14 protein-coding genes, 2 rRNA genes and 1 riboswitch (1 of these 17 only partly in view) are annotated in these 12790 nt (G+C 35.5%); of the genes, 11 read left to right on the top strand and 5 right to left on the bottom strand.

Going from position 1 to position 12790, the window contains the following annotated elements:
* Together THEBR_RS06775 and rrf are read left to right on the top strand one after the other, a co-directional pair.
* A 23S ribosomal RNA gene (locus tag THEBR_RS06775) occupies positions 1–501 on the top strand (it extends 2797 nt beyond the left edge of the window).
* Between the two features lie 32 nt (positions 502–533).
* Positions 534–642 (top strand): 5S ribosomal RNA (gene rrf, locus THEBR_RS06770).
* 98 nt (positions 643–740) lie between these two features.
* Here rrf and THEBR_RS06765 read toward each other — a convergent pair.
* Genes THEBR_RS06765 through THEBR_RS06750 form a run of 4 tightly spaced genes read right to left on the bottom strand, consistent with a single transcriptional unit; the run spans position 741 to position 3960 of the window.
* A complete protein-coding gene (locus tag THEBR_RS06765) occupies positions 741–1403 on the bottom strand; it encodes an aspartate/glutamate racemase family protein (protein ID WP_244261771.1) in 663 nt (220 codons plus the stop codon).
* 7 nt (positions 1404–1410) lie between these two features.
* Positions 1411–2247: a MetQ/NlpA family ABC transporter substrate-binding protein gene (locus THEBR_RS06760; protein ID WP_003868193.1), complete on the bottom strand. Its 837-nt coding sequence runs from the start codon at positions 2245–2247 to the stop codon at positions 1411–1413.
* Positions 2248–2279: 32 nt separating this feature from the next.
* On the bottom strand, positions 2280–2933 hold the full coding sequence (locus tag THEBR_RS06755; protein ID WP_003868194.1) for a methionine ABC transporter permease: 654 nt from the start codon (positions 2931–2933) through the stop codon (positions 2280–2282).
* Positions 2926–3960 carry a methionine ABC transporter ATP-binding protein gene (locus tag THEBR_RS06750; RefSeq protein WP_012269394.1) on the bottom strand — a complete coding sequence of 345 codons (1035 nt, stop codon included), beginning with the start codon at positions 3958–3960 and terminating at the stop codon, positions 2926–2928. The genes THEBR_RS06755 and THEBR_RS06750 overlap by 8 nt, the downstream gene beginning before the upstream one ends.
* A 69-nt stretch (positions 3961–4029) precedes the next feature.
* A riboswitch (SAM riboswitch) is annotated at positions 4030–4152 on the bottom strand.
* A gap of 253 nt (positions 4153–4405) precedes the next feature.
* Between THEBR_RS06750 and thpR the strand changes: the two genes are divergently transcribed.
* Positions 4406–4954 carry an RNA 2',3'-cyclic phosphodiesterase gene (gene thpR, locus THEBR_RS06745; RefSeq protein ID WP_003868196.1) on the top strand — a complete coding sequence of 183 codons (549 nt, stop codon included), beginning with the start codon at positions 4406–4408 and terminating at the stop codon, positions 4952–4954.
* A gap of 24 nt (positions 4955–4978) precedes the next feature.
* Here thpR and THEBR_RS06740 read toward each other — a convergent pair whose 3' ends face one another.
* Positions 4979–6691, bottom strand: a complete 1713-nt coding sequence (locus THEBR_RS06740) for an Rqc2 family fibronectin-binding protein (RefSeq protein ID WP_003868197.1) — start codon at positions 6689–6691, stop codon at positions 4979–4981.
* Positions 6692–6888: 197 nt separating this feature from the next.
* On the opposite strand from THEBR_RS06740, the gene THEBR_RS06735 reads away from it, so the two are divergent.
* The 8 genes from THEBR_RS06735 to coaBC all read left to right on the top strand — a co-directional run bounded on the left by THEBR_RS06735 (position 6889) and on the right by coaBC (position 12755).
* Positions 6889–7416, top strand: a complete 528-nt coding sequence (locus THEBR_RS06735; protein ID WP_009052447.1) for a Chromate resistance protein ChrB — start codon at positions 6889–6891, stop codon at positions 7414–7416.
* Between the two features lie 15 nt (positions 7417–7431).
* Entirely contained in the window at positions 7432–8562 is a 1131-nt protein-coding gene (locus tag THEBR_RS06730) for an MFS transporter (RefSeq protein WP_009052446.1), read from the top strand.
* A 91-nt stretch (positions 8563–8653) separates the two neighbouring features.
* Positions 8654–9478 (top strand): diaminopimelate epimerase, encoded by an 825-nt coding sequence (gene dapF / locus THEBR_RS06725; RefSeq protein ID WP_003868201.1) that lies wholly within the window; start codon positions 8654–8656, stop codon positions 9476–9478.
* A gap of 45 nt (positions 9479–9523) precedes the next feature.
* Complete coding sequence (locus tag THEBR_RS06720) at positions 9524–10396, top strand: YicC/YloC family endoribonuclease (protein WP_012269393.1); 873 nt, start codon at positions 9524–9526, stop codon at positions 10394–10396.
* 12 nt (positions 10397–10408) lie between these two features.
* Complete coding sequence (gene remA, locus THEBR_RS06715; protein WP_003869230.1) at positions 10409–10702, top strand: extracellular matrix/biofilm regulator RemA; 294 nt, start codon at positions 10409–10411, stop codon at positions 10700–10702.
* 9 nt (positions 10703–10711) lie between these two features.
* Positions 10712–11335: a guanylate kinase gene (gene gmk, locus THEBR_RS06710; RefSeq protein ID WP_012269392.1), complete on the top strand. Its 624-nt coding sequence runs from the start codon at positions 10712–10714 to the stop codon at positions 11333–11335.
* Positions 11332–11544 carry a DNA-directed RNA polymerase subunit omega gene (gene rpoZ / locus THEBR_RS06705; RefSeq protein ID WP_003868205.1) on the top strand — a complete coding sequence of 71 codons (213 nt, stop codon included), beginning with the start codon at positions 11332–11334 and terminating at the stop codon, positions 11542–11544. The genes gmk and rpoZ overlap by 4 nt, the downstream gene beginning before the upstream one ends.
* A gap of 11 nt (positions 11545–11555) precedes the next feature.
* Complete coding sequence (gene coaBC, locus THEBR_RS06700; protein ID WP_003868206.1) at positions 11556–12755, top strand: bifunctional phosphopantothenoylcysteine decarboxylase/phosphopantothenate--cysteine ligase CoaBC; 1200 nt, start codon at positions 11556–11558, stop codon at positions 12753–12755.
* Positions 12756–12790: the final 35 nt, after the last annotated feature.

Here is a 12790-nt window from a genome sequence, read left to right as displayed (position 1 = left end):
GCGGCAGTGAGTGGGAACGCCGTCGCTCAACGGATAAAAGCTACCCCGGGGATAACAGGCTGATCTCCCCCAAGAGTCCACATCGACGGGGAGGTTTGGCACCTCGATGTCGGCTCATCGCATCCTGGGGCTGAAGTAGGTCCCAAGGGTTGGGCTGTTCGCCCATTAAAGCGGTACGCGAGCTGGGTTCAGAACGTCGTGAGACAGTTCGGTCCCTATCCGTCGCGGGCGTAGGAAACTTGAGAGGCACTGCCCCTAGTACGAGAGGACCGGGGTGGACGAACCGATGGTGTACCAGTTGCACCGCCAGGTGCACAGCTGGGTAGCCAAGTTCGGAAGGGATAAACGCTGAAAGCATCTAAGCGTGAAGCCCGCCTCAAGATTAGGTTTCCCATCCGAGAGGGGTAAGACACCTCGAAGACCACGAGGTAGATAGGCCGGGGGTGTAAGAGTGGAAACACTCTTAGCTGACCGGTACTAATCAGTCGAGGACTTGACCGAGAAGGCTTTGTGCAGTTTTGAGGGTCTAGATTTCCGGTGGCGATAGCGGAGGGGAAACACCCGTTCCCATTCCGAACACGGAAGTTAAGCCCTCCAGCGCCGATGGTACTGCTTTCGCGGGAGAGTAGGTCGCTGCCGGTAAAATTTTATACATATTTAAAAGAGGTAGTCTGTTTTTAAAATGGGCTACCTCTTTTCTGTTTTTATCTCCGGAAATTGATGCTCAAGTGTTTTTAATCTCACAAAAAGAGTTCAGCCAGCATTTTTTCTGCTGGGTCAATGATAGGTACGTTTAATTTTTGTTCAAGTTTTTCTTTCAAATAAGGTAGGTGGGTGCAGCCTAGCACCAGCCCCTCTGCATTGAAGTTTTTAGGGACTAAATCGGCAAGATTAAATTTATCAATGATGATTTCTGGAATTTCGAGATTTTCAATTGCCCTTATTACTGGAAGCGTAGTGACCCCGATGATTTGAATCGTAGGATTATTTTCGTAAAAGATTTTTTCTATAGTCTTCAAGGACTGGCCATTGGCAGCCAAGATTACCAACCGCTTATATCTTGACGCCAGGCTATGGTATACTTGAAGTGGTGTTACAATATTGGTATCAGGGTACTTTTGTTTTACAAGTTCAAGGTCTATTGCAGCTGAAAGAGAATTGCAGTAAATCATTACCTTTCTTATGTTTTGCTTCTGGAAATCGCCTATGATAGAGATTACCTTCTGGGTGAGAGCATCAGGTTTTAAGAACTGGAGCATGTTTTGTTCATCGGGGCTTGAAGCGGCAGGGATTCCCACCGCTTCAAGCCCCTTTTTTCTTATAAAATCGACTCCCATCTGAGTATCTACTGGTGTACCAGCGATGACACCGATAGTTTTATCAGATCCTGACAATAAAATCACCTCCTGCTTAAAAGGCGGGTACGACAGCACCTTTATATGTTTCCTCAATGAATTTTTTAACTTCTGGAGAATTTAAGGCTTCGGCTAACTTCTTAAGTTCAGGCCTAGATTCATCGCCTTTGCGGACCACCAGTACATTGACATAAGGGGAATTTGCTGATTCGATAAAGAGAGCATCCTTAGTGGGTATAAGTCCAGCTTCCAAGGCGTAGTTGGTGTTTATTACCGCTGCGTCTACATCTGACAGTACCCTTGGCAGAGTAGCGGCTTCCAGCTCGGAAATCTTAATTTTTTTAGGATTTTCGACAATGTCATTTACTGTTGCTTTAATACCTGCATCTGGTTTTAATTTTATTACTCCAGCTGATTGCAGCAGTAGCAAAGCTCTTCCGCCATTGGTAGCGTCGTTGGGTATGGCAATGGTAGCGCCTTCTTTTAACTCACTGAGGTTTTTGATTTTTTGGGAGTATATACCCATGGGTTCGATATGAACTTTAGCAATATATGTTAAATCAAGATTATGCTCCTTTGAGAAATCTTCAAGATAAGGGATGTGCTGGAAATAGTTAGCATCTAATTCTTTTTCAGCTAGCTTTAGGTTGGGTTGCACGTAATCTGTGAACTCTACAATCTCTAGAGTAATTCCCTCTTTTTCGAGGAGGGGTTTTACGACGTTTAAAATTTGGGCGTGGGGCACTGGAGTAGCTCCTACTTTGATGGTTGTTTTTGATACGCCCTGGTTTTGGGTTTGTTTGTCGGAAGTGGGTCCTTGTTTTGTTCCGCATCCCGCAATAAAAATTGTTAGAAGGCTCAGTAATAAAAGTGTAGTTAAGAACTTTTTCACATCAATCTCCTCCTTTATTAAAAAAGTAAAATTTACCGATTTTTTGACAGCTGTTTTACTAGTACATCTCCTATGAGTTGAATTAGCTGTACCATAGCTACCAAAATTGCTACGGTATAAAGCATAATGTCGAGCATAAATCGCTGATATCCATATCTTACTGCTAAATCTCCTAGCCCACCACCTCCTATAACACCTGCCATGGCAGAATATCCCACTAAATTTATAGTAGTTATGGTAATCCCTGCGGCTATTGAAGGTAAAGCCTCGGGGACTAGCACCTTGGTTATGATTTGAAGGGGTGAAGCTCCCATAGACTGGGCTGCTTCAATGATACCGCGGTCTACCTCTCTTAATGCTGTTTCGGTAAGCCTTCCCATAAAGGGAATAGCCGCTACCGAAAGGGGAACAATCGCTGCGGTGGTCCCTATAGCTTTCCCTACAAGCAATCGTGTAAAAGGTATAAGCACGATTAAAAGTATTACAAAAGGCACAGAGCGAAAAATATTTACAATAGTGCCTAGTATTTTGTTTAAAAGTTCGTTTTGCAGTATCTGATTCCTGTCGGTTACCATCAGCAGGATTCCGAGGGGTACCCCGAAAATCGTTGCTATGAACGTTGACACCGCCACCATGTAAATAGTTTGCCATGTGGCAACCAGCAACAAGTTTATAGTTTCAGACATTTTCAATCACCTCCACGTCGAGTCCCAAATCTTTTAGATATTTTAAAGCAGCGTCTGTTTCACCGTTTTTGCCTCTTAGCTCAACTATAAGAGTACCGTAGGGCATACCCTGGATGTGGTCAATGTTTCCATAGAGAATATTGGTGTCAACATCAAATTTTCTTATAATGTTTGATATGACAGGTTCTGTTGTAATTTCGCCGAAAAAGGCAATTTTAATAATTTTGCCTTCCAAGTGTTCGTGGGACAAGTTTTCAATCCTATCTTTTAATTCCTTAGGCATTTCTGATAAAGTTACAGATTTCAAAAAATTTCGTGCGGTTTCTGTTTGAGGTTTTTTAAATACTTCAATAAGAGGTCCCTGTTCTACCACACGACTTTTTTCAATAACTGCTACTTTATTGCAAATTTGTTTAATGACATTCATTTCATGAGTTATGAGAACTATGGTGATTCCCAGCTCCCTATTTATATCTTTTAAAAGATTTAAAATAGAAAGAGTTGTTTCTGGATCCAGCGCTGAAGTAGGTTCGTCACAAAGAAGAACTTTCGGATCATTAGCCAGGGCTCGTGCTATACCTACCCGCTGTTTTTGACCGCCTGAAAGCTGAGAAGGATAGTTGTCGGCCTTGTCGGAAAGCCCCACGAGCTCTAAAAGATTTTCTACTTTTTTATCGATTGTCCTTTTGTCCAGCCCGGCAATCTCCAAAGGAAAAGCCACATTGCCTCTGACAGTTCTGGATGATAACAGATTAAAATGCTGGAATATCATGCCTATTTTTTTTCGCATTTCTTTTAATTCAGAGGGAGAAAGCCGAGTCATTTCAACACCATCTATCTCAATTGAACCGAAAGTTGGCTTTTCGAGCATATTTATGCAGCGCAGGAGAGTACTCTTTCCAGCACCGCTCAGACCTATAATTCCAAAAATATCGCCTTTTTCTATGTTGAGGTTGACGTCTTCCAAAGCCCTAACATTTCCTGAAGCTGAATGATAAACTTTTGTAAGATTTCTAATATAGATCATAGAAAAACCTCCTTTCCCAAAATAAAAATAAAAAATCCTCTTCTGACAGTACGAAGAGGTTTTTAAATCCTCTTATCTGCCAGAACTCAACGTTCTGCAGGAATTAGCACCGTGCAGCCGCATGTTTAAAACTTTCGGCCACCGGTTGCCGGGTTTCATCGGGCCAGTCCCTCCACCTGCTCTCGATAAGAGTTTTTATTTTATTATTCACTTTAGCAATTTAATTAGATAATAACATCAACATAAACATTTGTCAATAGGTTAAAAAAGTCATGATGTAAGTTATTTAAAAAATCATAAAGCTAACAGAAACAGAGGCAAGAAAAATATAGCAATAGTCTATTTGAGATGGATTTTTTTTGCTTCTATTTGCTATAATTTTGAGGAGGACAATGAAAGTTTTAATACAATTATTTCCATGGAAATAGAAAAAAGGAGGAGTGCTATGAGAACGTTTATTGGAATTGATTTAGATGAAAAATCAATAGGGAAATTATCAAGTTTTCAGGAAGAGTTAAAAAATTATACGATAAAAGGAAGATGGACTCATAAAGATAATTTCCATATTACTTTAAAATTTCTAGGGGAAATAGAAACAGAAAGTGTAATGAAAATAAAAGACTCTCTTGAAGTAGCAGTAAAAGATATTAGTCCCTTTTATATAAAATTTGACAAAGTAGGATTTTTTAAGGGAAATGGCGATATGCGAGTATTGTGGGTAGGTACAGAAGAAAATTCCTTTCTTAATAAACTGCATGACAATATAGATGAGGAATTATATAAAATTGGCTTTGAAAAAGATAAAAGAAAGTTTACTTCCCACATTACCATTGCCAGAGACATACGTTTAAGCATTGACATAGAAGAAGTAAATAGTCTTTTTGAAAAACAAGAAAAAGGAGCAATTTTAGTAGATACAGTTTTTTTGTATGAGAGTGTTATACAAGAAAATAGAAGAAAATATATTCCTATATTTAGTGTGCCTTTAAAATAAGAAGTAAGATGCCTAAAAAGCATCTTACTCTGGGTCTACATAAAGGGTCTTTTGGCTTGTATATATTACAAAACCTGGTTTTGCGCCAGAAGGTTTTTTTACGTATTTTTTTAAGGTATAATCAACAGGTACATTTGAAGAATGTTTCGCTTTGCTATATTTGGCGGCTAATTTTGCAGCTTCAATAAGAGTTGTTTCAGGCACAGGTTTGTTATTTGTCTTGATTATGACGTGAGACCCTGGCATGTCTTTTGTGTGAAGCCATATATCGTTAGGATTTGCGAATTTTAACGTTAGATAATCGTTTTGAGTGTTGTTTTTCCCTATATATATGTCGAAACCGTCTGAAGATACTACATGTAACGGTTGAGAAAGAGTTTGCCGTGATATTTTTTTCTTTTGCTGCTTATGTATATACCCTTGTTCAGACAGTTCATTTTTTATTTCCTCTATTTCTGATGGTAATGTACAATTTTCCAAGTTCACTAGTTGACCTTCTAAATAAGTTATTTCCTCAAGAGTATCGGATATTTGTTTTTCTATTATTTTATTGGCATTTTTTAACTTGCTGTATTTTTTAAAGTATCTTTGTGCATTTTCTGAAGGGGAATATTTTTTGTCAATGGGTATTTCAATTTCTTCACCAGTGTAATAGTTTATGGTTTTGAAGCTTTCCATTCCTTTTTTTAACAAATGCATATTTGCTGTTATAAGTTCGCCGTAAAGTCTAAAAGTGTCAGCATTTTTTGCTTCGTTTAATTCTTGTTGAAGTTTATCTAATTTGTTATAAAGTTTTTCTAAATTGTTGTTGATGATTTTTCTTAAATCCGAGGACCTTACTTGCAAATTTACTATATTTGCTTTTTCACTGAAAAATTTACAAGCAGCTTTGTTCACTGTAGGGAAAAAAGTTTTTGTAATATATTGAGATAAATCAATACAAGAAAAGTCAATTACTTCATTTTCCTGAAAGGCAATGCAAGGTTTTAAATTTAAGCTTAAAACATCTTCATATATTTTTTTTATGTTTTGATATAGATTTTCAATTTGCTCATCTTCTATTGATTCTACAAATCTGTCAGATATATTACATCTAAAAGTAACTTCTCTTGCCAAAGTGGGGCTAAATCCTTGTAAAATATCTACTAAGGTTTTTTCAATTTTTTTTGACTTGTAGTTATTAACAGCTTCTTTAAAAGAAGGTAGCGAGAGATTATTTATATTTAACTTTTCCTGCAGTGGTGGGTAGACATATTGCCTCCCAGGTAGTACTTCTCTTACTTTACTCATATCGGAATATACTCTTTTTATGCTATCTATTATCGTTTGAGTAGCTTTGTCAATTAATATGATATTGCTGTGTCTTCCCATTATTTCAATAATTAGAGTTTTAATTGTTTGATTTTCTAATTCGTCTTTTGTTTCTATGTCGATTTTTACTATTCTGTCAAATTCTACTTGTTTTATATCTATTATCCTGCCGCTTTGAAGAAATTTTCTCAATAGCATGCAAAACATTGGAGGCTCAGCAGGATTTTCTTTATTTTCTTCTGCAAGATATATTCTTGGATAATTTGCATTAGCAGACAATAGCAGTTTATAGTTTTTACCTTTATTTCGTATTATAAAGATTAATTCTTCTTTTTCAGGTTGATATATTTTATCAATTCTTCCACCAATAATTTCTTCTTTTAGTTCTTTTATTATTGCATGTAAAGTTATGCCGTCCAAAGCCATAGTATAACCTCCAGATTTTATTGTATATAAAAAGTATACCATGAAATCGAAGGGTTTAATAGTGAAAAATTGATTGTATTGATTTTAGTTGTAACATTTGTTACAATAAAACAAGATGTAAAAATAGGAATTAAAGTTTAATTGCCATAAGTAGAAAATTGAAAAGCAAGAGAAAGAAAGATAGAGGAGGTGGAAAGTTGAAGTGGTTACTTTTTGTGTATAAGGTCCCAAGTGATTCGTCAACAGCTAGGGTTACTATATGGAGAAGAATAAAAAAAATTGGCGCTTTGTATTTACAACAGTCTGTATGTATTGTGCCTTACATGGAAAGGTTTTTAAAAGAAATAGAGAAGCTAAAGGATGAAATTAAAGGCTTTGGAGGAGATTTTAAAGCCTTTGAAGTAGTGGCCCTTGATGAAGAAATAGAGAAGGATGTGATAGAACAATTTAATCATCAAAGGAGGGAAGAATATAGTGAAATAAAGGAACAATGTGAAGAGTTTTTTAAAGAGATTGAAAAAGAGATAGCAAGAAAAAATTTTACTTTTGCAGAATTAGAGGAAAATGAAGATGAGTTGAATAAGTTATATAAGTGGTTTGAAAAAGTAGCCCAAAGAGATGTGTTTGAGTGTGAAATGAAAAAAGAGGTTAAGGATTTATTAGAAAAAGCCAGTCGAGACTTTGAATATTTTGCTTCATTGGTTTATGAAAATAATAAAGAGTGAAGGGAGGCATTTTAATTGTTAAATGTAATTATTTTGGGGTTGACAAGTCTTCTTACAGATATATCTACTGAAATGGTATATCCTTTGATTCCACTTTTTCTCACCTCTCAACTGGGGGCAAGCCCGGCAATAGTGGGTATCATTGAAGGTTTTGCAGAAAGTTTAGCTAGCATACTTAAAGTTTTTTCAGGGTACATATCTGATAAAGTAGGTAAAAGAAAACCTTTAGCTATAGCTGGATATTCTTTTTCCACTATAGGAAAAATGTTTTTGTATTTTGCTACTTCATGGGGATGGGTGTTTTTAGGTAGAACTAGTGACAGATTTGGAAAAGGAATACGAACAGCCCCGAGAGATGCTTTAATTGCTGAAGCTGTAGATAAAGATAAGATCGGAAGAGCATATGGACTTCATAGAGCATTGGATACCTTAGGGGCAACGATTGGAATTGCTTTAGCCTATTATTTTTTGACTTCTTACAAAGGGAATTATAAGGCGGTTTTTATGTATTCTTTAATACCAGCTTTTTTAGGAGTTTTTGTGCTGTTTTTTGCTAAGGAAAGCAAAGTAACAAATCAACTTTCAAAAAAGCTTTCATTTTCTTGGAGAAGTCTTGATAGACGCCTTCAAATGTTTTTAATAGTTATTTTAATTTTTGCCTTGGGTAATTCCTCTAATCAATTTTTGCTTTTAAGGGCGAAAAATGTGGGATTTAGCGATTCGGATGTTATACTTTTGTATTTGGTGTACAACATAGTTTATATGATTTTTTCGTATCCTATGGGAAGATTGTCGGATAAAATAGGAAGAAAGAAACTTCTCATCATCGGCTATTTCCTTTACGGAATAGTGTATTTGGGATTTGCTGTTTTTGGCTTTAAAAGTGCTATGTGGATATTATTTTCTGTTTATGGTTTGTACATCGCTTTGACTGAGGGTGTTGAAAAAGCTTTAGTTGCGGAGATTTCTCCACCTCATTTAAAAGGTACAGTTATAGGGCTTCATGCTACTTTTACAGGCATTGGCCTTTTACCGGCTTCTTTTATAGCGGGAATACTTTGGGATACATTGGGAGTAACTGCACCTTTTTATTTTGGCGGAATTATGGGAGTTTTGGCTGCTATTGGCCTTATGATCGTTTTATGATTGTTTTCCTCACATTTTCTTAAAATATCTAACCAAATTAGCCTTTTTTGTGTTATAATATCCTTGAAGATTAGAAAATGGAGTGATATAGGTGAAATTTACTAAAATGCATGGATTGGGAAATGACTTTATAGTAATTGAGGCTCGAGAAAATGTAGATTATAGTGAATTAGCTATTAAACTTTGTGATAGGCATTTTGGTATAGGGGCGGATGGTCTTTTAGTCGTTGAGCCTTCAGGAATTGCGGATATTAGGATGAGGATTTTTAATGCAGATGGTAGCGAAGCAGAAATGTGCGGTAATGGTTCTAGGTGTTTTGCAAAATATGTTTATGAAAGAGGGATAGTAAAAAAAGAGAAAATGGCAGTGGAAACCTTAGCGGGAGTGATTATGCCAGAAGTTTTTGTAGAAAATGGGAAAGTAGAAAGTGTAAAAGTTTACATGGGTAGTCCTATTTTTGAGGCTAATAAAATACCTGTAAAAACTGATAAGCAAAAATTTATAAATGAGCCGGTAAAAATAGATGGGAAAGTTTATAAATTAACTTCTATAAGAGTAGGAGTGCCTCATACTATTGTTTTTGTAAAATCCTTAGATGAAAATATGATTAAAGAATTAGGTCCTAAAATTGAAAAATCTTCCATTTTTCCTCAAGGTACAAATGTGGATTTTGTAAAAGTAGAAGATAAAGAAAATATTTCTGTAAGGACTTGGGAAAGAGGTGTGGGGCTTACTCTTGCCTGTGGAAGTGGTGCCTGTGCCTCTGCAGTAGCTTCAGCAGTTTTAGGTAAGACGGAGCGAAATGTCAATGTCCATTTTAAAGGTGGTAAACTTTTAGTAGAATGGCTGGATGACAATAGTATTTATTTATCTGGAAGTGTGGAAGAAGTCTTTAGAGGCGAGATAGAGCTTTAGTTTAATACAGAGAGAATTTGACTATAATAAGAAAAAGGTGATATGATGATAAAAAGCATGACCGGTTATGGAAGAGGTGAGATTAAGGAAAAAGGCTATTATATAACTGTGGAAATTAAATCTTTAAACCACAGATTTTTAGACATAAATTGCAGGATGAATAAACTTTTAAGTGGACTTGAAGAAAAAGTGAGAGAATTTGTTTCAAAGCAGATTGCGAGAGGGAGAATAGAATTAAATATTGGTTTTGAAGTGTATGAAAGAAGTATTAATGTTATAGAAATTGATGAGAATCTTTTGTCAGAATATCTTAGAGTTTTTACTGATGTAAAGTCTAAATTTGAATTAGAAGGATTTATAAAGGTAAGTGATTTAGTGTATCTGCCGGAAGTTATCAGGGTAAAGAATGAGGATTTGGATTTAGAAGAAATATGGGAGTTATTAAAACTGCCATTGGGAGAAGCTATTAATAACCTCATTGACATGAGAAACAAAGAAGGTATAAAATTATACGATGATATAGTTAATAGAATGGGCAAAATTTCAGATATAGTAAAAGAGATTGAAGATTTGAGTTTTGTAATGGTAGAAGATTATAGAAAAAGATTGGAACAGCGTATAAGAGAATTGGGGGTAGATATAGACCCTAATAGGATGGCAATGGAAATAGCAATTATTGCTGACAAGTCATGTATTGCTGAAGAAATAACAAGGCTTAAAAGCCATATTATTCAATTTAAAGATTCTTTAAAAGAAGAAGGTTCTATAGGCAAAAAATTAGATTTTATAGTTCAGGAGATGAATCGTGAAGCGAATACGATTGCTTCAAAGTCAATAGACTATAGAATTTCTAACAAAGTCATTGACTTGAAAAATGAGATTGAAAAAATTAGAGAACAAGTTCAAAATATTGAGTAGGGAGGAAAAAGTATGTCGATTAAATTAATAAATATTGGTTTTGGCAATATAATTTCGGCGAATAGATTGGTGGCAATAGTCAGTCCAGAATCAGCACCTATAAAAAGAATAATTCAAGAGGCAAAAAATAGAGGTATGCTTATTGATGCTACATATGGTAGAAGAACAAGAGCAGTTATAATAACTGATAGTGACCACATAATACTTTCTGCTGTTCAACCAGAGACCGTAGCTAATCGTCTCAATTCAAATAAAGAGATATTAGAGGACACTTTAGAAGAAGACGAAGAAGAAGAGGAAGAGTAGGGGGAATTTGTGTTGTCGAAAAAGAAAAAAGGGTTACTTATTGTGCTTTCTGGGCCTTCAGGGGCAGGAAAAGGAACCATATGCAAAGCCTTGATGAAAAAAGAGAAAAATTTAAAATTGAGTATATCTGCCACCACCCGTCAGCCAAGAAGCGGGGAAATAGAAGGGAAAAACTATTTTTTTAAATCGGAAGAGGAATTTGAGAAAATGATAGAAAATGATTCTTTTTTAGAATGGGCAAAGGTATACGACCACTACTATGGAACACCGAAGGATTTCGTGTTAAAAAATTTAGAAGAAGGAAATGATGTAGTTTTAGAGATAGATATTCAAGGAGCTTTAAAAATAAAAGAGAAGTTTCCAGAAGGAGTGTTTATTTTCATATTGCCTCCTTCAATGGAAGAATTAAAAAATAGGATTAAAAAACGGGGGACAGAGACAGAAGAGGAGATAATAAAAAGATTTAAAAGTGCTTATGAGGAATTAAACTATGTTTCCAGGTACAATTATGTAGTTATAAATGATAGTGTAGAAGAAGCGGTTGAAAAAATTAAAGCTATAATTATTGCAGAGAAATGCAGAGTTGATAGAAATAAGGATTTGTACTTAGAAATCAAGGAGGGGTTGGTATGATTTTATATCCATCAATTGTAGATTTAATGGAAAAAGTAGATAGCAAATATACTTTGTGTTCTTTAGTTGCAAAAAGAGCAAGACAGCTTATTGCTGGTGACACTAAATTAGTAGACATAGATTCTGATAAACCTGTAACAATTGCTACAGAAGAAGTAAACAATGGACTTATTACTTATCAAAGACCGAAAAAATATGGAATAAAATAGAGGGTGTTGAAATGAATACAAGCAAAAAAAATGTAGTATTAGGGGTTACAGGAGGTATAGCAGCTTATAAAGCTGCAGACCTTACATCTCGACTCGTAAAAAAAGACATAAATGTGGATGTCATAATGACAAAGGAAGCTACAAATTTTATAAATCCTCTCACTTTTGAGGCTTTAACTAACAATAAAGTAGTTGTTGATATGTTTGAGGATAGGAAATATTGGGAAATTGAGCATATTTCTTTAGCAAAAAAAGCTGATGTATTTGCAATAGTTCCTGCAACCGCAAATATTATTGCTAAAATTGCTCATGGGATTGCAGACGATATGTTAACTACTACTATTCTTGCTACAAAGAGTCCTGTACTAATTGCTCCCGCCATGAATACAAACATGTATACCAATCCTGTGACTCAAAAGAATATTAAAATTTTAAAAGAATATGGTTTTTTATTTGTGGAGCCAGCTGCCGGAAGGCTTGCTTGTGGAACTTATGGCGCAGGAAGATTGGCTGATGTAGAGGAGATTGAAAAAGCTATTTTAGAGTTATTGGACAATGAGAAAAAAAGAGATTTTGAAGGGAAAAAGGTGTTAGTAACAGCAGGGCCTACTCGAGAGCCTCTTGATCCTGTAAGATACATTACAAATCGCTCTTCGGGTAAAATGGGCTATGAGATTGCAAAAGCTTTAGTGGAAAGAGGGGCACAAGTGATTTTAATTTCTGGGCCTACTTATATAGAGGTACCTAAAGATGTGACTTTTATTCCTGTAGAAACAGCGGTAGATATGTACAATGCTGTCATGATGCACCTTAATGAAGTAGACATTGTCATAGGGGCTGCAGCTGTTTCTGACTACAGACCTAAAGAGATGAAAAAAGAAAAGATAAAAAAAGATGAAGAGAAATTAACTATTGAATTAGTTAAAAATCCAGACATAATGTATGAAGTAGGACAGAAAAAAGGAAACAAGATTTCGATAGGTTTTGCTGCTGAAACTACTAATTTAGTAGAATATGCACAAAGAAAGTTAAAGGAGAAAAATATGGATTTAATAGTTGCAAATGATGTAACTCAAAAGGGAGCAGGTTTTGAAGTAGACACGAATATAATAAAAATCATAGATAGAGATTTAAACGTAAAGGAGTATCCTTTGATGACAAAGATAGAAGCTTCTCATGTGATATTAGATGAAATAGCTAAATTGTTGTAAGGCCTTTCGGCTTTTTTTATTTGGTAAATATTTAA

The sequence above is a fragment of the Thermoanaerobacter brockii subsp. finnii Ako-1 genome (assembly GCF_000175295.2).
Taxonomy (GTDB): Bacteria; Bacillota; Thermoanaerobacteria; order Thermoanaerobacterales; family Thermoanaerobacteraceae; genus Thermoanaerobacter; species Thermoanaerobacter pseudethanolicus.
The sequence above is the reverse complement of the archived record's forward strand: the minus strand, read 5'-3'. Positions and strand labels throughout refer to the sequence as shown.

Excerpts from the sequence above, each read along its gene's own strand:
- THEBR_RS06755 (WP_003868194.1), bottom strand. The coding sequence starts at position 2,933 with ATGTCTGAAACTATAAACTTGTTGCTGGTTGCCACATGGCAAACTATT.
- THEBR_RS06750 (WP_012269394.1), bottom strand. The coding sequence starts at position 3,960 with ATGATCTATATTAGAAATCTTACAAAAGTTTATCATTCAGCTTCAGGA.
- thpR (WP_003868196.1), top strand. The coding sequence starts at position 4,406 with ATGAGAACGTTTATTGGAATTGATTTAGATGAAAAATCAATAGGGAAA.
- THEBR_RS06740 (WP_003868197.1), bottom strand. The coding sequence starts at position 6,691 with ATGGCTTTGGACGGCATAACTTTACATGCAATAATAAAAGAACTAAAA.
- THEBR_RS06720 (WP_012269393.1), top strand. The coding sequence starts at position 9,524 with ATGATAAAAAGCATGACCGGTTATGGAAGAGGTGAGATTAAGGAAAAA.
- remA (WP_003869230.1), top strand. The coding sequence starts at position 10,409 with ATGTCGATTAAATTAATAAATATTGGTTTTGGCAATATAATTTCGGCG.
- rpoZ (WP_003868205.1), top strand. The coding sequence starts at position 11,332 with ATGATTTTATATCCATCAATTGTAGATTTAATGGAAAAAGTAGATAGC.
- coaBC (WP_003868206.1), top strand. The coding sequence starts at position 11,556 with ATGAATACAAGCAAAAAAAATGTAGTATTAGGGGTTACAGGAGGTATA.